General features: G+C 62.4%; 17 protein-coding genes. 10 read left to right on the plus strand and 7 right to left on the minus strand.

Annotation, left to right across the window (positions count from 1 at the left end; genetic code table 11):
- Nucleotides 1-7 precede the first annotated feature (7 nt).
- Together FHX11_RS26230 and FHX11_RS26235 are read right to left on the minus strand one after the other, a co-directional pair.
- On the minus strand, nucleotides 8-1,552 hold the full coding sequence (locus FHX11_RS26230; RefSeq protein ID WP_184363166.1) for a sugar ABC transporter ATP-binding protein: 1,545 nt from the start codon (nucleotides 1,550-1,552) through the stop codon (nucleotides 8-10).
- Nucleotides 1,549-2,202: a DUF2291 domain-containing protein gene (locus FHX11_RS26235; protein ID WP_184363169.1), complete on the minus strand. Its 654-nt coding sequence runs from the start codon at nucleotides 2,200-2,202 to the stop codon at nucleotides 1,549-1,551. Before FHX11_RS26235 ends, FHX11_RS26230 begins: the two co-directional genes overlap by 4 nt.
- Nucleotides 2,203-3,065: 863 nt before the next feature.
- Between FHX11_RS26235 and FHX11_RS26240 the strand changes: the two genes are divergently transcribed.
- The 9 genes from FHX11_RS26240 to FHX11_RS26280 all read left to right on the plus strand — a co-directional run bounded on the left by FHX11_RS26240 (nucleotide 3,066) and on the right by FHX11_RS26280 (nucleotide 12,208).
- Nucleotides 3,066-4,616, plus strand: a complete 1,551-nt coding sequence (locus FHX11_RS26240; RefSeq protein ID WP_184363171.1) for an FGGY-family carbohydrate kinase — start codon at nucleotides 3,066-3,068, stop codon at nucleotides 4,614-4,616.
- A gap of 66 nt (nucleotides 4,617-4,682) precedes the next feature.
- Nucleotides 4,683-6,194, plus strand: coding sequence for a glycerol-3-phosphate dehydrogenase (locus tag FHX11_RS26245; protein WP_184363175.1), 1,512 nt, complete (start codon nucleotides 4,683-4,685; stop codon nucleotides 6,192-6,194).
- 29 nt (nucleotides 6,195-6,223) lie between these two features.
- Nucleotides 6,224-7,156, plus strand: a complete 933-nt coding sequence (locus FHX11_RS26250) for a TIM barrel protein (RefSeq protein ID WP_184363178.1) — start codon at nucleotides 6,224-6,226, stop codon at nucleotides 7,154-7,156.
- A gap of 60 nt (nucleotides 7,157-7,216) precedes the next feature.
- Complete coding sequence (locus FHX11_RS26255; protein WP_184363181.1) at nucleotides 7,217-8,155, plus strand: sugar-binding transcriptional regulator; 939 nt, start codon at nucleotides 7,217-7,219, stop codon at nucleotides 8,153-8,155.
- 121 nt (nucleotides 8,156-8,276) lie between these two features.
- On the plus strand, nucleotides 8,277-9,041 hold the full coding sequence (locus tag FHX11_RS26260) for a DeoR/GlpR family DNA-binding transcription regulator (protein ID WP_184363183.1): 765 nt from the start codon (nucleotides 8,277-8,279) through the stop codon (nucleotides 9,039-9,041).
- 8 nt (nucleotides 9,042-9,049) lie between these two features.
- Nucleotides 9,050-9,835 carry a triose-phosphate isomerase gene (locus FHX11_RS26265; protein WP_184363186.1) on the plus strand — a complete coding sequence of 262 codons (786 nt, stop codon included), beginning with the start codon at nucleotides 9,050-9,052 and terminating at the stop codon, nucleotides 9,833-9,835.
- Entirely contained in the window at nucleotides 9,832-10,287 is a 456-nt protein-coding gene (locus FHX11_RS26270) for an RpiB/LacA/LacB family sugar-phosphate isomerase (RefSeq protein ID WP_184363189.1), read from the plus strand. The genes FHX11_RS26265 and FHX11_RS26270 overlap by 4 nt, the downstream gene beginning before the upstream one ends.
- Nucleotides 10,288-10,440: 153 nt before the next feature.
- Nucleotides 10,441-11,679: a peptidase T gene (pepT, locus tag FHX11_RS26275; RefSeq protein ID WP_184363192.1), complete on the plus strand. Its 1,239-nt coding sequence runs from the start codon at nucleotides 10,441-10,443 to the stop codon at nucleotides 11,677-11,679.
- Between the two features lie 34 nt (nucleotides 11,680-11,713).
- Complete coding sequence (locus tag FHX11_RS26280) at nucleotides 11,714-12,208, plus strand: N-acetyltransferase (RefSeq protein WP_184363194.1); 495 nt, start codon at nucleotides 11,714-11,716, stop codon at nucleotides 12,206-12,208.
- A 24-nt stretch (nucleotides 12,209-12,232) separates the two neighbouring features.
- Here FHX11_RS26280 and FHX11_RS26285 read toward each other — a convergent pair whose 3' ends face one another.
- Together FHX11_RS26285 and FHX11_RS26290 are read right to left on the minus strand one after the other, a co-directional pair.
- The gene (locus FHX11_RS26285; RefSeq protein ID WP_184363198.1) at nucleotides 12,233-12,997 is read right to left on the minus strand and encodes an alpha/beta fold hydrolase; all 765 of its coding nucleotides are present in this window, start codon (nucleotides 12,995-12,997) and stop codon (nucleotides 12,233-12,235) included.
- Nucleotides 12,998-13,058: 61 nt separating this feature from the next.
- Nucleotides 13,059-13,619 carry a nucleotidyltransferase family protein gene (locus FHX11_RS26290; RefSeq protein ID WP_246781149.1) on the minus strand — a complete coding sequence of 187 codons (561 nt, stop codon included), beginning with the start codon at nucleotides 13,617-13,619 and terminating at the stop codon, nucleotides 13,059-13,061.
- 360 nt (nucleotides 13,620-13,979) lie between these two features.
- On the opposite strand from FHX11_RS26290, the gene FHX11_RS26295 reads away from it, so the two are divergent.
- Nucleotides 13,980-14,813, plus strand: a complete 834-nt coding sequence (locus FHX11_RS26295; RefSeq protein WP_184363204.1) for a hypothetical protein — start codon at nucleotides 13,980-13,982, stop codon at nucleotides 14,811-14,813.
- A 119-nt stretch (nucleotides 14,814-14,932) separates the two neighbouring features.
- Here FHX11_RS26295 and FHX11_RS26300 read toward each other — a convergent pair whose 3' ends face one another.
- The 3 genes from FHX11_RS26300 to FHX11_RS26310 all read right to left on the minus strand — a co-directional run bounded on the left by FHX11_RS26300 (nucleotide 14,933) and on the right by FHX11_RS26310 (nucleotide 19,141).
- Nucleotides 14,933-16,027, minus strand: coding sequence for an LLM class flavin-dependent oxidoreductase (locus tag FHX11_RS26300; protein WP_184363207.1), 1,095 nt, complete (start codon nucleotides 16,025-16,027; stop codon nucleotides 14,933-14,935).
- 136 nt (nucleotides 16,028-16,163) lie between these two features.
- Complete coding sequence (locus FHX11_RS26305; protein WP_184363209.1) at nucleotides 16,164-16,988, minus strand: hypothetical protein; 825 nt, start codon at nucleotides 16,986-16,988, stop codon at nucleotides 16,164-16,166.
- Nucleotides 16,989-17,257: 269 nt separating this feature from the next.
- Entirely contained in the window at nucleotides 17,258-19,141 is a 1,884-nt protein-coding gene (locus FHX11_RS26310) for an MFS transporter (RefSeq protein ID WP_184363212.1), read from the minus strand.
- Nucleotides 19,142-19,321 lie beyond the last annotated feature (180 nt).

Raw genomic sequence — 19,321 nt, forward strand, 5'->3', positions numbered from 1 at the left:
AATGCGGCTAGTGCGCGACCACTGCTTCGCCAGAGGCGGCCATGATCTTCTCTTTGGTGACGTCGGGACCGAATTCGGCGGATATCCTGCCGCGGTGCATGACGATGATGCGGTGGGCGATGCTCAGGCATTCGGCGACTTCCGATGTCGAATAGATCACCGCCAGGCCCTGCTTGGCGCGCTCGGCCAACAGCTTGAAAACCTCTGCCTTGGCGCCGATATCGATACCGCGGCTCGGTTCGTCGAGCAGGATGACCTGGGGATGGGTGGCGAGCATTTTGCCGATGACGACCTTTTGCTGGTTGCCGCCCGAAAGCGAGCCGATCGCCGCCTCGCCGCCATCGGTCTTGATGTGGACCTTGCGGATCGATTCACCCACCAGCTCCCGCTCGCGGCTGCCGGAGGTGAGGAGCCCTTTTGTGAAAGCGCCGATGCTGGCGAGCGACAGGTTGGAGCCGACCGTCATGGTCTGGACGAGGCCGTCACGCTGGCGATCCTCGGGCACGAGGACCAGCCCATTGGCGATCCGGCCGGCAATGGTGAGGCCGGCAACGTCGCGGCCACCGAGCAGAACGCGGCCACCGCTCGGTCGCAGCCGTCCGGCGACGCATTCGAGCAGTTCGGTGCGGCCGGCGCCCATCAGGCCGTAAATGCAGACGATCTCTCCGGCGCGGACTTGCAGCGACATGCGATCGACCGCATTGTAGGCGGCGCCGGACGGGCCGGGTACGATCAGATTGTCGATGGTCAGCGCGACATCGCCGATCCTGTGGCCGGTCGGCGGGCTTCCCAGATCGAAATTGTCGCCGACCATGTTGCGCACGATCCATTCGAGATCGATGTCCTTGCGCTCGGCATAGGCGGTCATGGCGCCATCGCGCAGCACGACGGCGTGATTGGTGATCTGAAGCGCCTCTTCGAGATGATGCGAGATATAGACGATCGACACGCCACGGCCCGTCAGGTCGCGGATGACCTTGAAAAGCACCTCCACTTCGGTGGCGCTCAACGCCGAGGTCGGCTCATCCATGATCAGGATGCGCGAATTCACCGAAAGCGCCCGGGCGATCTCGACAATCTGCTGCTGGCCGAGGCGCAGATCCTCGACCCGGGCAAGCGGATCGATCTCTTCCTCCAGCTCCGCCAAAAGGGCGCGCGTCTGGCGTTCTTCCTCGGCGAAATCGACCACACCGCCCTTGATGATCTCGCGACCCATGAAGATGTTGTCGCGGACGCTGAGATTGGGCGCGAGGCTCAGTTCCTGATGGATGATGGAAACCCCGCAGGCACGCGCATGCGTCGACGAATGAAAGGTAATCGGATTGCCATCGAGGACGATCTCGCCGGAGGTCGGCTGGACGACGCCGGACAGGATTTTCATGAGCGTCGACTTGCCCGCCCCGTTCTCGCCGAACAGAGTGGTGACCTCACCGCGATGGATGTCGAAATTCACGCCCTTGAGGGCATGAACGCTGCCATAGGATTTGGTGATGTTGCGGGCGGCGAGGACGACCTCGCCCTTCGCGCCCTCGATCCGCGGCGCCCCACTCATTTCACGTCAACCTTGACCGGAGTAACCAGCCAGTTCTTCGGATTGATGAGCTTGAAGACACCGACGATAGACGCCGTCTTGCCGGTGAGCGCCTCGGCATCGATGCCGGCAAGCACGGCCTTCTTCATCTCGTTGTTGATCGCCGAACCGGCATCCTGATACTCGATCTGATTGGTGAACTGGCCGAACGCGATGGCGCCGGTGGCATCGCGCAGATCGGTGCCATTGATTGCCGGACCGGTCTGGACGCGGACGGTCACGTCAGCCGGAAGGCCGTCGATCTTGATGTCGTTATAGTTGGATTTGCGGGTGCCGAAGGTACCGGTGAAGGAAACCGGCATGACCGGGCCGGTGCTCGTTGCCACCCCATATTTCTCACCCGCCGCCTTCTTGTCGGCAAGCACCGCGCTCGAAAGCGTCGCGGCGTCGACCGCACGCTTCTCGACGTCCGCCTGGATCTTCGGAAACTCCTGGACGCCATAGGTTTCCGGCGAGAAGGCTTGCTCGCGCACGTCATGCTCGGACCCGATCTTCACCACCTTCGTGTCGGCGGCGATCGCGCCGATGACGATGAGCGCCGCCGCGATGCCTGCGGCGATGAGCTTGGTGTTGCCTGGCTTGAAGGCCGCGTGTTCAGTCTGTGTATTCATGTTTCGGAGACCTTCGGCGTCATTTGCCGGATTGCCTGTTCGGGAAGGAAGGGTGGCGTGCGCCGGCCTATCTGGGACCCGGCTGGAATTCGGGAGCGCAAGGATATGGCGGCGGCCGCAAGCCCCGCTGGCGCAAGACCGAGCCATCGCCTGGGAAGAGTATATTCATCGAAACCTCCTCAGCATGCGAGCGCCTGTCTCCTGCAGGCACCCTACGTCGCCACCCAATCATCCATCACGAGATTATGATATAAGTGCGTTATAAACGACGAAATCTATGTTATAATTTATCAGCCCTGTCAACAGACCTTTCTCACTGCCGATAGCCGCCCCTCATTGATCACAGCCATGAATTCGGCACACAGGAAAAATCACAACACAACACTCCAAGTTGCCAACCTCAGGAAAAGTAACCGTGCGGATGAGAAATCACGCGAAACTATTTTTCATTAAACCATTGAATATTCATGATTTAAAAATCTAGACCACGAGCCGACAGGCAAACTGCATCTTCATCGCGAGATCTTCGTGATCACAACCAAGCGCTTTGCGCCGGCAGCGATCCAGTCACCTTCCTGAGGTTGACAGCCGCTATCTTATATGAAAAAAATTACATTGCCAGAAAAATATTACAAGATATATGGTATCTCTATGTTATATTTCTGCTGACATCCAAGCCTGGACTGCGGACCGCCAGCCGCATCAAAGATGAAGGCTGGGAGATCAGTGGGCATGGCACTGGGGAAGGAACCGAGGCGTCGGACCTGATGGGCTCGAGACGGCCGGGAGGAAGAGGCGTAAAATGTTTTTAGCGGATGCATTGCCGGCTGCGGCTCGCTCCATCGCGACGGACGCGCGTCATCATGTCTAGGGGCAACGGGATCATCATCGGCATCGATGCGGGAACCTCGGTGCTGAAGGCCGTGGCTTTCGAGCTTTCCGGCCGGCAGATCGCCTCGGCATCGGCGCGAAACCAATATATGATGGGCGAAGACGGCTCGGCCACGCAGTCGCTACAGCGCACATGGTCCGACTGCGTCAGCGCCTTGCGCGGCCTTGGCGAAAAAGTCCCCGATCTTGCCGCGCGCACCGCCGCCATCGCCGTAACCGGTCAGGGGGATGGAACCTGGCTGGTCGGGCCCGGCAACGCGCCGGTGGGCGATGCCTGGCTGTGGCTCGATGCCCGCGCCGCCGCGACCGTGACCCGTCTCGGCGGCCATCCGGACAGTCGCGCCCGGTTCGAGGTCACGGGCACCGGCCTCAATACCTGCCAGCAGGGCGCGCAGCTTGCCCATATGGATCGCTTCACGCCCGAGACCCTCGATCGGGCCGAGACGGCGCTGCATTGCAAGGACTGGCTCTATCTGAACCTGACCGGCGTCCGTGCGACCGATCCCTCGGAAGCCAGCTTCACCTTCGGCAACTTCCGCACCCGCCAATATGATCCCGTGGTGATCGATGCGCTGGGCCTCAAGCATCGGCGATCCCTCCTGCCCGAGATCATCGAGGGAACTGAGGTCACCCATCCGCTATCGGCCGATGCGGCGCAGGCGACCGGATTGCTGGCCGGCACGCCCGTCTGCCTCGGCTATGTCGACATGGTGATGACGGCGCTCGGCGCCGGCGTGCGCAGCGGCGGTGAAAACGCGGCCTGCTCGACCATCGGCTCGACCGGCGTGCATATGCGCGCCAAGCCGGTATCCGACGTCCAGCTCAACGCCGAGGGGACGGGCTATGTCATTGCGCTACCCATTCCGGGCATCGTCACCCAGGTCCAGACGAACATGGGCGCGACCATCAACATCGACTGGATCTTGCAGATCGCCGCCGAACTCATGTCGCAGGCGGACGCTCCCGTTGCCGCCTCCGATCTGATCGCACGGATCGATGCGTGGTTTGCCGAAAGCAAGCCGGGCTCCCTGCTCTATCATCCCTATATTTCCGAGGCGGGGGAGCGCGGCCCCTTCGTCAACGCCCATGCGCGCGCCGGCTTCACCGGCCTTTCGACGCGACACGGCTTTGCCGACATGCTGCGGGCGGTCGTCGAAGGGCTCGCCATGGCAACCCGCGATTGCTACGCCGCCATGGGCAACATGCCTGCCGAACTGCGACTTACAGGCGGCGCGGCGCGCTCGCGCGCATTGCGCGGTTCCCTGTCGGCGGCCGTCAACGCCCCCGTCCGGGTCTCGCGCCGCGAGGAGGCGGGTGCCGCCGGCGTCGCGATGATGGCGGCGGTTGCGATCGGCGTCTACCCGACCATGGACGACTGCATCGCCGACTGGGTCTCGCCGCTGCTGGGCGAAGCAGAGGCCCCCGATATCGAAGAAGCGCGCCGCTACGACCGCTTGTTCTCCGCCTATGTGCAAGTGCGGCAGGCGATCGCGCCCGCCTGGGACAGGCTCCTCGCGCCGTAGGCCGCGACGGGCTCCGTGAAAGCAAAGTGATGTGTCGATGCGCAAGGCATCCCAAGGAGCATGGAAATGACTGAACCCGAAATCTTCGATCTCTTCGTGATCGGCGGCGGCATCAATGGCGCCGGCATCGCTCGCGATGCAGCGGGCCGGGGTCTCTCCGTCATGCTATGCGAAAAGGGCGACCTGGCGGAGGGAACCTCGTCACGCTCCGGCAAGCTGGTGCATGGCGGCCTGCGCTATCTCGAATATTACGAATTCCGACTGGTCCGCGAAGCGCTGATCGAGCGCGAAGTGCTGCTGAACTCCGCAAGCCACATCATCTGGCCGATGCGCTTCGTGCTGCCGCACAGCCCGACCGACCGCCCCGCCTGGCTCGTCCGCCTCGGCCTCTTCCTCTACGATCACCTCGGCGGCCGCAAGCGGCTGCCCGGCACGCGCTCGCTCGATCTTCACCGCGACCCGGAAGGCGCGCCCATCCTCGACCAATATGGCAAGGGCTTCGAATATTCGGACTGCTGGGTCGACGATGCCCGGCTGGTCCTGCTGAACGCCCTCGACGCCGCCGGCAAGGGGGCTCAGATCCTGACGCGCACGGCCTGCGTCAGCGCGCGGCGCGACGAGGGCTGTTGGGTCGTCCAGATGCGAGACCAGCGATCCGGCGAGCTGCGCACCGTGCGGGCGCGGGTGCTGGTCAATGCCGCCGGCCCCTGGGTCAACGACATCATCGGCCGCGTTGCCGGCTCCAACAGCCGGCGCAACGTCCGGCTCGTCAAGGGCAGCCATATCATCGTGCCGAAATTCTGGAGCGGACAGCAGGCCTATCTGGTCCAGAACCACGACAAGCGCGTCATCTTCATCAATCCCTACGAGGGCGACATGGCCCTGATCGGCACGACCGACATTCCCTATGACGGCAAGCCGGAAGAGGTGAAAGCCGACGAGCAGGAGATCGACTACCTGATTTCCGCCGTGAACCGCTATTTCAAGGAGAAGCTGCGCCGCTCCGACGTCATCGAAAGCTTCTCGGGCGTTCGTCCGCTATTCGACGACGGCAAGGGCAATCCGTCCGCGGTGACCCGCGACTATGTCTTCGATCTCGACGAGACGGCGGGCGCGCCTCTTCTCAACGTCTTCGGCGGCAAGATCACCACCTTCCGCAAGCTGTCCGAACATGCCCTGCAGAAACTCGCCAAGTTCTTTCCCAAGATGGGTGGCGACTGGACGCGAACTGCCACGCTACCGGGCGGCGATATTCCCGATGCCGACTATGTCGCCTTTGCCGACAGCCTGCGCGGCGCCTATCCATGGATGCCGCGCACGCTCGTCAACCACTACGGACATCTCTACGGCACCCGCACCAGGGAAATCGTCGGCGATGCCGCCTCGCTTGCCGGGCTCGGACGCCATTTCGGCGGCCATCTCTACGAGGCCGAAGCCCGGTATCTGGCGGCATCGGAATGGGCGCAAACCGCCGACGACATTCTCCTGCGGCGCACCAAGGAGGGCCTGCATCTGACCGAACAGGAAAAAGCGAACTTCTCGGCGTGGTTCGAGAGCGAATTGGCGCTCGCCGCCTGAAATCCCGGCTTCTCCAAGGAACAGATCCCATGCCGCTGACCCTATCCCTCAACACCAATCCGCTGGTGAACCGCTTCGCCGAGCCGGGCGACCTCATCGAAACGGTGGCGCGCGACCTCAAGATCCGCGATCTCCAGCTCACCCACGAATTCATCAATCCGAGCTGGCAGGCTCCCGTCATCCGCCGGCTGACGCGGACGATGCGGTCAGCCCTCCAGCGCACCGGCGTCCGCGTGACCTCAGGCATGACCGGCCCCTACGGACGCCTGAACCATTTCGGCCATCCCGACGCGGACGTCCGGCGCTACTACGTGGACTGGTTCAAGACTTTCGCCGATATCACCGCCGATCTCGGCGGGCAGTCCGTCGGCACGCAGTTCGCGATTTTCACCTACGAGGATTATGACGATCCGGTTCGCCGCGAGGATCTCATCAAGATTGCCATCGATTGCTGGGCCGAGGTGGCCGAACATGCCAAGTCGGCGGGTCTTTCCTATGTCTTCTGGGAACCGATGAGCATCGGCCGCGAATTCGGCGAGACGATCGAAGCCTGCCTCACGCTGCAGCAGCGCTTGACGGCGGCGGGTCTTGCCGTACCGATGTGGATGATGGCGGACATCGATCACGGCGACGTCACCTCCGCCAATCCGGACGACTACGATCCCTATGCCTGGGCTCGAACCGTGCCCAAGGTGTCGCCGATCATCCACATCAAGCAGAGCCTGATGGACAAGGGCGGCCACCGACCGTTCACCGCCGAGTTCAACGCCAAGGGGCGCATCCAACCCGCGCCGCTGCTCGCAGCCTTTGCCGAGGGCGGCGCGCGCGACAACGAAATCTGCCTCGAACTGTCCTTCAAGGAACGCGAGCCCAACGACCGTCAGGTCATCGCGCAGATTGCCGAAAGCATCGCCTTCTGGGCTCCCTATATCGACAGCGGTATTGACGACTTGCATATCTAGCCGCGAACGCCGATCAAGGCGTTGGGATAGCGGCATGATCGAAGGGAAAGGGACGATTCGATGACGGATGCGGACGAGTCGCTGGCCGTGCGTGCGGCATGGCTGCATTATGCCGGCGGCTTCACACAATCCGAAGTCGCCAAACGCCTCGGCGTGCCCTCCGTCAAGGCGCATCGCCTGATCGCCAGGGCCGTCGCCGATGGCGTGGTCAAGGTGACGATCGACGGCGATATCGTCGAATGCGTCGAGTTGGAGACCAAGCTCGCGGCGCGCTTCGGCCTGCAATATTGCGAGGTCGCCCCCGATCTCGGCGAGGAAGGTTTCGAGTTCCGGGCGCTCGGTCATGCCGGCGCTGGCTTCCTGCGCCGGGAAGTCGAAAGCGGCAATCACAAACTCATCGGCCTCGGGCATGGGCGAACGCTGTCGTCAGCCGTCCACCACATGTCGCGCGTCAATGCCAAGGAGGTGCGGTTCGTATCCCTGCTCGGCGGCTTGACCCGGCATTATGCCGCCAATCCCTATGACGTGATGCATCGCATCGCCGAAAAGACGGGGATGCAGGCCTACGTCATGCCGGTGCCGTTCTTCGCCAATACCCGCGAGGACCGCGACGTTCTGCTGGCGCAGCGCGGGGTCCGTGAAGTCTTCGACCTCGCCAACAATGCCGAACTGAAGCTTGTCGGCCTCGGCACCGTCGATATCGATGCACAGCTCGTTCTGTCGGGCATGGTGGAGCCGCGCGAGATCCGCGAGATCGCCGCCATGGGCGGCGTCGGCGAAATCCTCGGCCATTTCTTCGATGCCGATGGACGCATCCTCGAGACGACGCTGACGGCCCGGACGCTTGCCGCCTCCCTGCCCCACTCGAAGAAGGAGAAACTCGTGGCCCTGTCCGGCGGCCTGCCGAAGGTTCATGCCATTCGCGCCGTTCTCAACAGCCGCTGTCTTTACGGCCTGATCACCGACGAACGGACGGCGCGGGCACTGCTACAGGATTAAATCTGCCCATCGCGCCAAAAGAAACACAATTTCACATCAACATCACAATATCGATGTTGAATTATGTGATTATAATGTTATGTTTTGATAAGTTCGATCTTGGTCACGACCGGAGCGCAAGGTGAAACGGGAAGAGCGTCAGCAATCGATCATCAATCTGCTCGTTGAACACAAGACGGTCGACCTCGACAATCTGGCCGAGCGCTTTGCCGTATCGAAGATGACCATTCACCGCGATCTGGACGATCTCGAGCAGGCCGGCGTTTTGCGCAAGGTGCGCGGCGGGGCAACGATCGATGCCGGCACCCAGTTCGAAAGCGATTTCCGCTTCCGGGAACGCCAGGGACATGAGGAAAAGCTCGCCATGGCGCGCGCCGCCCTGGACCTGGTCGAGCCGGGCATGACGGTCATGGTCAATGACGGCTCGATGGCCGCCGTCCTCGGCGAGATGCTGCTCCAGAGACAGCCGCTGACGCTGATCACCAACAATGCGGCGATCATCGACCGGATGAAGGGCGAGAACGGCATCACGCTCATCGCACTCGGCGGCATCTATTCGCCCAAATTCAACGCCTTTCTGGGTGTCGTCACCGAGGAGGCACTTTTTCGCTTGCGCGCCGACATCGCCTTCATCTCGACACCGGCCGTGTCGGGCAGGCTCGTCTATCATATGGACGACAACGTGGTGCGCACGAAGCGGGCGATGATCGCCTCGGCGACCAGGACCTGCCTGTTGGTCAACCACCAGCGGATCGGCCATACCGCGCTGCATGTGATGGCCGATCTTGCCGATTTCGACGCCGTTATCACCGACAGCGCGCCGCAAGCCGATATCCTCGAACAATTGAACCGCGACGGCGTCGCCCTGACCATTGCCTCGACCTAGGATCTGAAATGACAGCATCACCCCGCTACTGGATCGGAACCAGCTGGAAAATGAACAAGACGCTGGCGGAAGCCCGCGTCTTCGCGGAGGCGCTGCGCGATGCGGATGACCAGCGCGACCCCGCGATCCAGCGCTTCATCATTCCGCCCTTCACCGCCATCCGCGAGGTCAAGGCGATCCTGTCGGAGACCTCGGTCAAGGTTGGCGCGCAGAACATGCACTGGGCCGACCAGGGCGCCTGGACGGGGGAAATCTCGCCCCTGATGCTGAGGGATTGCAATCTCGACATCGTCGAACTCGGCCATTCCGAGCGCCGCGAGCATTTCGGCGAGACCAACGAGACCGTCGGCCTCAAGACCGAAGCCGCCGTCCGCCATGGCCTCATCCCGCTCATCTGCATCGGCGAGACGCTGAGCGACCGCGAAAGCGGCCGTGCGACGGAGATCCTGAGCGAACAGGTCGTGGGCGCCCTCTCCAGGCTCTCGGCATCGCAGAAACAGGCGCAGATCCTGCTGGCCTACGAGCCGGTCTGGGCCATCGGCGAAAAGGGCATTCCCGCCGAGCCGTCCTATGCCGACGCGCGCCAGGCCGAGATCATCGCGGTCGCCGAAGGCGTGCTCGGCCGCCGTATCCCCTGCCTCTACGGCGGCTCGGTCAATCCGGACAATTGCGAAGAACTCATCTCATGCCCGCATATAGACGGGCTTTTCATCGGCCGTTCGGCCTGGAACGTCGAAGGCTACCTCGACATTCTCGCCAAATGCGCCGCCAAACTTAGAGGAGACACGAAATGAAACTTGCCATCGCAGGAGACAGCGCAGGCGAAGGCCTGGCAAAGGTCCTCGCCGACCACCTGAAGGACCGTTACGAGGTGAGCGAAGTCTCGCGCACGGATGCCGGCCCGGACGCATTCTATGCAAATCTCGCCGACCGCGTCGCCTCGGGCGTCATCGACGGCACCTATGACAAGGCCATCCTCGTCTGCGGCACCGGTATCGGCGTCTGCATCTCGGCCAACAAGGTGCCGGGCATTCGCGCGGCGCTCACCCACGATACCTATTCGGCCGAGCGTGCAGCGCTCTCCAACAATGCCCAGATCATCACCATGGGGGCCCGCGTCATCGGCTCGGAGCTTGCCAAGGCCATCGCTGATGCCTTCCTCGTCCAGACCTTCGACGAACAGGGCCGCTCGGCCAGCAACGTCAAGGCCATCGACGAGGTCGACGCGAAATACAATGCGCGCTGACGGCTGAATTGGATCGCGACCGATCGCCCCTCGCGGGGCGATCGTCCTGTCGCAGCAACAAAAACGCATCGCCGGGTCGAAAATGGATTCACGACTCCGCCGGTGGAGGCTATAGCTGTCCAAGGCTGACGCACACAGATTGGACCCGACCTCATGACCGACACCGTCACCGTCACCGATCGTTTCCTTCGCTACGTCGTTATCGACACGCAATCCGATCCGACCTCCTCGACGCAACCCTCCACTGAAAAACAGAAAAATCTCGGCCGCTTACTGGTCGAGGACTTGCTGGCGATCGGCCTTGCGGATGCGCATCTCGACGAGCATGGCTATGTCTATGCGACCATTCCGTCCAATCTCGACAAGCCGGTCCCGGTCATCTGCTTCTGCTCGCATATGGATACGGCGCCGGACTTCACCGGCACCAACGTCAAGCCGCAGATCCTGCGCGACTATGGCGGCGGCGACATCCAGCTTCCGGGCGATCCGCAGCAGATCATCCGTGTCAGCGAACATCCCGAGCTTAACAACCAGATCGGCAACGATATCATCACCTCCGACGGCACGACGCTGCTCGGTGCCGACGACAAGGCGGGCCTGGCCGAGATCGTGACGGCGGCGCAGTTCCTCCTCAACAATCCCGACATCAAGCACGGGACCGTCAAGCTGCTGTTCACGACCGACGAGGAAATCGGCCGCGGGGTCGACAAGGTGGATCTGGCCAAACTCGGCGCCGCCTTCGCCTACACGATGGACGGCGAAACGGCCGGCCATATCGAGGACGAAACCTTTTCGGCCGATGGCGTCGAGATCACCATCCAGGGCGTCGCCATCCATCCGGGCTTCGCCAAGGACAAGATGGAAAATGCCATCAAGATCGCCGGCGCGATCGTCAGCCGCCTGCCCAAAGACATTGCGCCGGAAACGACGGCCGGCCGGGACGGCTTCATCCATCCGACGGGACTGAGCGGCTCCATGGAAAAGGCGTCGCTCGGCTTCATCATCCGCGACTTCGACGAGGAAGGCCTCACGGCCAAGGAAACCTTGCTGGAAGCCATCGTCAAGGATGTGATGACCGGCTATCCCGGCTCTTCCCACACGTTCAAGGTCAAGCAGCAATACCGCAACATGAAGGTCGTTCTCGACCGTCATCCGCAGATCGTCGACTATGCTGTCGAGGCCATCCGCCGGGCCGGCATGACGCCGGTGCGCGGCAGCATCCGCGGCGGCACCGATGGTTCGCGCCTGTCCTTCATGGGCCTGCCCTGCGCCAACATCTTCGCCGGCGGCCATGCCTTCCACTCGCCGCTGGAATGGGTCAGCCGACAGGACATGGAAAAGGCGGTCAAGACCATCGTCGAACTCGCAAAGCTCTGGGCGGAGCGCGCCTGAGCGCCTGCCTGCGCATTGGTAAATGGGGGATCGAATGCTGATCCGGGCAGAGGCACCGGCTGATATCGAGGCTGTCGACACGCTGACGCGGGTCGCATTCGCGCCCATGCCCTTCAGCGACGGTAGCGAAGTCGATATTCTGCGGGCGCTGCGGGCATCTGACGATTTGACCATTTCGCTGGTCGCCGAGGAGAACGGCATGGTCGTCGGCCATGTCGCCTTCTCGCCGGTGACGATCGATGGCGTGCATGACGGCTGGTTCGGGCTCGGCCCCATATCGGTCGCGCCGGACAGGCAGCGGCAGGGCATCGGCAAGGCGCTCATCGCCAAGGGTATTGCCCTTCTGGACGAAAGGGCTGCCCGCGGATGCGCCCTTATCGGCAATCCGGATGTTTATCGCCACGCGGGTTTTGAAAGCGACGGCCGGCTGACCTACGAAAATCTCGACACGAGGCTCGTGCAACGCCTCGTCCTTCGCGGCCCTGCCCCAAGCGGAAGGCTCCAGTTCGCGCCGGCCTTCGGGCATTAAAGGCCGAAGGCCATGCGACTGGGATTAGGCGAGCGCCCGTCCGATCGCGCCGGCAAGCCCGGCCGGGTTCTCCCAGGCCATGGAATGGCCGGCATCCTGCACGATGTCGATCTTCACGCCGCTACGCGGCAATTGCTCGATATGAGGATGCGGCAGGCTGGCGCTGCCGACGATCACCGTCTTCGGCATGCCGAGAATGGCGAGCTGCTCGCCCCAGCTCGGGCTGCTGCCGGTCACGAGCGAGGACGCGCCGCGATGCAGGGCATAGGGCGCGCTGACCATCAGCGATGCCGCCCACATGCCGCCATCCACCCTCGCAAAGGTCCGGATCAGATCGTCATGGCCGCTGGAAAGATAATCCGCTTCGGAAAACGCGGCGATCCGACGACTGAAGATGCCCCCGCCAGGCTCCAGGTTCGGCTCGCTCAACACCATGCGCCGTACCCGATGCCCGAGCAGGCCGGCCGCGGTGATCGCCACGGCGCCGCCCATGCTATGGCCGAAGAGGTCGACGGCTTCCAGGCCGAGATGACCGACCAGCTGCACGATCGTGCGGGCGTGGAGATCGATCGTATAGCCGAATTCGGCCGGACGGTCGCTGAAACCCGCTCCCAGCAGATCGACCAGCAGCATCCTGCGGCCGGCAAGGGCAGGATCGGCGGCGATGGCGGGATAGTCGCAGGACGAGGCACAGCCAAGGCCATGAATGAAGATCAGGGGCGGGCCGCTTCCCGCTATGTCGTGATATCTGAGATAGGCCCGTTCGGTTCGCAGCTTCAATGACTTCATGGATCAATCGCTTCTCATGATGGCGCGCGCCGCACGCGGTCCGCCGACTGGCGACAAGCGCCTAGCCGTCCCAGTCGATTACCCTGAGTCCCGGCCACAGCGCGACCCATCGGCTGACTTTGTTTGCGTATATCGCGGACGTGATCTGCCTCTTGTTGGGACGAACGATGGTTTCGAACAGATCCGAAAGTCCGAAGGGAGCGCATAGCGCCAGGTCGTCACCGCGACGCTGCAGGCCGACAGCGGTCGCAGTCGTCGGGAATGTCATGATCGCATCCGCCACCGACCGGTAGGGCTCGATCGCATCTCCGAACTTCGCCTCGTACCAGAGATGCACCCTGGCCTCGTTCTTCACATCGATCCAAACCGGCAGATCGGAGAAGATCGACCGCAGCCTCGCCGCATGTGCCGCCTCGGCATCCTCGGAAAGGTCGGTGGCATCGAAATAAACAATATCGATATCGTTGATGCCGTGCGCTGGCGGCAGGCCGAAAGCGTGGTTCCAGACCGTTTGCGCGACGGCGCCGGCAACGAGCCAGCCATCCGGGAGAGCGACGTCCTCCCATCTTTCAAGCAAGGGAGACAGTATGGGGCTTTCAGCCACGATCGACTGTAACGTCAAGAACAATTCCTCGCTCACAGCGCCGCTCCCGTGAATCAAATCCTCTTTGACAAAATGAACCATGAGCCGGCCCAGCTCAACCCCGTACCAGCATGTCGAGAGACAAGAAGAGTGGAGCATAGCGGACACGAGGAAGCCAACTGCCGCACGGCCAAATTTTGTTCGTTGTAGTATAGTCGACCAATTACAAGTCATCCGCGAAATTCTTATTGCCGAGTTAAAAATTAAGACTATCCTAATGTGCAGTCTTGGGAGGAAAGGCTGGCAAAGTTCGCCCGTTCATTCCAACGCTACGGTGCGCGCGCTCCGACATCAGAAACTGGCCCGCTTTGCTGGCCTAAACTGAAACGGAGGCATGTCATGAGAACGCAAACTTCACGGATGGCGGTCGTCGCATCCGCAGTCTTTTTGTTGGCTTCCACAGCCTATACGGCCTATGCGGAGCCAGGCGGCGGCACGGATCATGGAAGCCAATCGGCGAGCGGAGGCGGGCTTGGCGCTGGCCTTGGCGTCTCCCTCGGCGGCATAAAGGCGGGCGCGGGCGTCGGCCTGAGCTCAACCGGGCTCGGCGTCGGCGCTGGGGCATCCGTGGGCGGTAGCAGCGGCGTGAACGCCGGCGTCGGCGCGACCGCGTCGACCACCAGCGGCGTCAATGCCGGAGCTGGCGTGTCCGTCGGCGGCTCCAATGGTGTCAATGCCGGTCTCGGCGCATCCGCCAACACGACCAGCGGCATCAATGCCGGCGTCGGCGCGTCTGTCGGCGGCTCCGGCGGGATCAACGCAGGTGCCGGCGTATCGGTCGGCGGTGGCAGCGCAAGCGTGGGTGTCGGCGTTGGCATCGGCGGCGGCTCTGGAGGCAGCGGTTCGGGCGGTGGCGGTTCGGGCGGTGGCGGCTCCGGTGGTGGTTCTGGAGGCGGTGGAACAGGTGGTTCCGGTGGCTCCGGAGGGTCTGGCGGCATCAGCATCGGCAGCGGAAATGGTGGGCTTTCGGGCGGCTCCGGCTTGGGATCCGGCAGCGGCCAGGGCCTCGGCTCGAGCAGACGCACGCTCGCAGCCTTCCGCACCATGTCGAGCGCCGAGCAAAGACGCATGCTGATCGCCTGTCGCCAGGTCACGGCCTCGGGCAATTTCGATGCCGGCCTCGTCAGCCTGTGCAGGCTCTTGCGCAGCACCGCCAGCGCGGGCGGACTGTAAGCCCGCCGCGCCCACGACATCCGGATCGCCCTCGCAGGCGGGCGATCCGGAATGAAACGACGTCCGTCGTCTCCTTCACACAGGCAGCGGACGTCATCGTTTCCCCAAGGTCAGCGCCGTCACCCGGCGCGCAATCCGGCTTTCTTCAGAAGCGGAAGCACCCGGTCGCAGAAATAGGGCAGTTCCTGCGTATAGTTGACGAAAGACAGCGCGATGCCCGCATAGCCCTGCTGGGCAATGGCGATCATGTCCTCGGCGATCCTTTCCGGCGTTCCGATCAACGGATAGCTGCCGGCGCCGCCGGCAAAGCGCTGGCGATAGCGGTCATAGGCCTCGCGATCATGCGATTGCGAGAACTCCTTCTTGCCCGCCATATGCTGGTCGACCGCCGCGTGATCGGCCATGATGACGGCATAGCGGCTATAGTAATCCTCCGCCTCCCGCTGCGTTTGACGGCAGACGACATGGCAGACCGTATAGACGCCCACTTCCCTGCTTTTCATGCGCGCGCGGTCGCGAATATCGGCGACATGCTTGCCGGCATCGGCAATCTCGGTAAAGGTCGTGAAGAGATAGTCGCAATGCGCCGCGGCAAAATCCCGGCCGGGACCGCCAAAGGCGGCATTCATCGTCACCGGCCGCGGCATCTGCAAGCTCGCGGGGCGGCTGACGGCCTCCTTGAGACTATAATAGGCGCCGGCATGATCGATCGGCTCATCGGAAGCGTAGAGCCTTTCGACGATCTCCAACCACTCGGCCGCCTGATCGTAGCCTTTCTCGACCAGCGGAATGCCGAACATGCCGAATTCCTTCGGGTTCCAGCCGCAGACGATATTGAGCCCCGCCCGCCCCTGGCTGATATGGTCGACGGTCGCCAGCGACTTGGCGGCATAAAGCGGATGCAGCAACGGCACGTGCACCGTCATGAACAGGGCGATCCGTTCCGTCACCGCCGCCAGGGCCGCCGCCCAGGTGAAGGTCTCGAAAGACCATTCGCGCACCCGGTTCTTGCCGCCGAAACCGCGCCAGCGGGCGATCGGCAGGAAAAACTCCAACCCGGCACGGTCGGCGATCTGCGCGGCGGTCAGATTGTCCTGCCAGCGAGCCGCCCAGCGCTCCGGCACATCGGTGATCGCCAGCCCGCCATCGGCATTGGCGGAAAAGACGCCAAGCTTCAGGCGGTTCTCTCCCTTCAGCGGATGCGCCTTCATCATGGCTCAACACTCCGTGCTCGCGAAACGACAGCCGGGTCAGCCGATTGCAGCCAACCGCCATGACCGCAGTATCCAGTCACGCAACGGAAAAAACAAGTTTAAACTTAAACTATTTCGGCGAATCACGCAGCGGCCGTCAGCGCCACCAGGCCTCGCGCCTTCGCCAGGTCAAATCGCTCTTGCGGCTTTTTCCAGCCGCCTTCCGGTCACCCTTGAGGTGATCCAGGTAACCGCCGAGGACGCTGTTGATGAAGACATGCGACTTGGTGCGGTTCGAGCCCAGAAACTTGAACTTCGCTTCCCTGTCCTGTTCCATCTGCTGGACGATCTTCCAGAAGACGAAGCTGTCGTGGCTTTCCTTCATCGCCAGGAAATAGCCCGACGTATAGGTGCGTTCGAAGCGTTCCGCGAAGGTCAATATTTCGGGATGGCGCAGATTGTATCCCACCCATCCGCATTCGGGGTAGATGCTCCGGTTCAGATAGGCGGCGAGCTGTTTTCCCCTCGGCGCTATCCTGTCGACCAGGCTTCGCGGAATGTCCCTATGCGTCACCGTGTCGGCATCGAGCCAGATCAGCTGGTCCGCCAACGTCCGATATCGCCGGATCGCATCGGTGACGGCGAAGACCTTGTTGGAAAAGCGCACGGCATCCCAGCGGTAATCGCGCTTCAGCACGCCGCCGGAAGAGCGGACTCCGTTTGCGAGCGGATTGCCTGCAAATGCATCGCGGAATTCCAGCAGATGCGGAAGAACCTCGCCGTGGTCCAGAACGTGGAGCCGGGAATCCCGCTCCTCGACATCAACATCCTCGGCATAGACCAGCAGTTCGATATCCGCGGGCCAATGTTCGAGAAAAGTCTCGATGCATCTCTTTCCATAATCGCGATAGCCTTTTTCATGGAAGGTCGTCACGACGACATGTCTTAGCTGCTGCTGCCGCCACGGATTATGGAAAAACATCGAAGATCGCACTCCGCGACAGGCGTTTTGACAGTCGGCGGCAGTAACAGGATGTCTCGCCCGTCCTTGCGCCGCATGGGGTCCCGATATCTAGAGGATTGCCTGCCGCCGACGGTGTCTGAATGTTTCCGCACCGTGAATTTTGTGGGAATTCTTGTTGCAAGATGTGACGGGACGGCGGCCGGTTTCCCACCTGCAACCGCCATTGCGGCCATCAAAAGCAAAGGCCCGGCGCGTTGGTTTGCGCCGGGCCTTTTCTGTCCGTCAGCTTACTTGATGGCGTGGAGATCGACGCCCTTGGTGTCGCGGACGAAGATCAGACCGATAATCAAGGTCATCGCGGCCACCGCGATCGGATACCAGAGACCATAATAGATATCGCCCTTGGCCGCGCTCATGGCGAAGACCGTTGCCGGCAGCAGGCCGCCGAACCAGCCGTTGCCGATGTGATAGGGCAAGGACATGCCGGTATAGCGGATGCGGGTCGGGAACATCTCGACCAGGATCGCCGCGATCGGGCCATAGACCATGGTCACATAGATGACCAGCACGGTGAGGATGGCGATGGTCAGCGGCCAGTTGATCGCCGAGGGATCGGCGACCATCTTGAACGCCCCGCCATTCGGCACCGTATAGACCGGCATTTCCGTCGCTCCTGCCGCCTGATCGGCGGTCAGGAGCTTCGCCTTGACGAGATCGGCCACCGGCGTAACGGTCTTGTCACCAGCCCTGACCGTCGCCGCATTCAGGCCGAGCTCGGGATTGGCCGCAATGAAGGCGTCGAGCTTGACATCCGGCACCTTGGCCGCATCGCGCGCCAGCGGGAAGCCCGCCTTCTGCAGGGCAAGGTTGAGATCATGCGTGAAGACGGCGCTCTTTGCCGCGGCACCCGCGCCGGCGGCGACCGCATCATAGGACTGGACCGTCGCATCGCCGACCTTGACCGTTGCCGGCTGGCCGGCCGGGCCGTCGACGATTTCATAGGGCACCGAGCTCTTCGCCAGGAACGAGGTGGCGATATCGCAGGACGTGTTGAACTTCGCCGTTCCCACGGGGTTGAACTGGAACGTGCAATCGCCGGGGGCGGCGGTGACGGTGGCGCGGACGGTCTGTTCCGCCTGGGCCAGAGCCGGATTGGCTGCATAGGTCAATGCCTTAAACAGCGGGAAGTAGGTCAGGATCGCCAACGCAAGCCCGGCCATGATGATCGGCTTGCGGCCGATCTTGTCGGAGAGCCAGCCGAAGAACACGAAGAAGCCGCTGCCGATCAGAAGCGCGATGGCGATCATGATGTTGACCGACTGGCCATCGACCTTCAGCACGTTTTGCAGGAAGAACAGCGAATAGAACTGGCCCGCATACCAAACCACGGCCTGACCGGCAGTGAGGCCGAAAAGGGCGAGAAGGGCGATCTTGGCATTCTTCCACTGCCCGAAGGCCTCCGACAGCGGTGCCTTCGAGCCCTTGCCCTCCTCCTTCATCTTCTTGAAGGTCGGCGATTCACTGAGAGAGAGCCGAATCCAGACGGAAATGCCGAGGAGAACGAAGGAGAGGATGAAGGGGATGCGCCAGCCCCATGTCGCGAAAGCCTCCTTGCCGACCCAGTTCTGCACCACCAGGATGACGATGAGCGACAGGAAAAGCCCGAGCGTTGCCGTCGTCTGGATCCAGGACGTATAAAAGCCGCGCCGATTGTTGGGCGCGTGCTCGGCGACATAGGTCGCCGCGCCGCCGTATTCGCCGCCGAGCGCCAGGCCCTGCAGCATGCGCAGCGCGATCAGGATGATCGGGGCGACAATGCCCCAGCTCGCCGAGCCGGGCAGAATACCCACGAGGAAGGTCGACAGACCCATGATCAGGATGGTGACGAGGAAGGTATATTTGCGGCCGACGAGATCGCCGATCCGTCCGAAGACCAGCGCGCCGAACGGCCGGACAAGGAAGCCCGCCGCGAAAGCCAGCAGCGCGAAAATATTGCGGGTCGCCTCCGGATAATCGCTGAAGAAGGTCGCGCCGATAAAGGCTGCCAGAGACCCATAGAGATAGAAATCATACCATTCGAACACAGTTCCGAGCGAAGATGCAAAGATCACCTTCTTCTCTTCCCTGGTCATACCTCGATCAGATGTCTCGGCCACGGACGTGGTTGCCATTTTCAATCCTCCCAATTGCACCCAGGGCATGGCGGCAAAGCCCGCATCATATCCCCCCAACAGTCCTATTGCGCAGGAAATCCCGGCCAGCGTGGCGCGGGAAACCGGCGCCGACGGATGCCCTCCAGTTTCCTCCCAGGAGGTCGTGCATCCGATACGCACGGAAGTGTTGGCGAAAAA

Source organism: Rhizobium sp. BK602, from assembly GCF_014195095.1.
GTDB lineage: Bacteria > Pseudomonadota > Alphaproteobacteria > Rhizobiales > Rhizobiaceae > Rhizobium.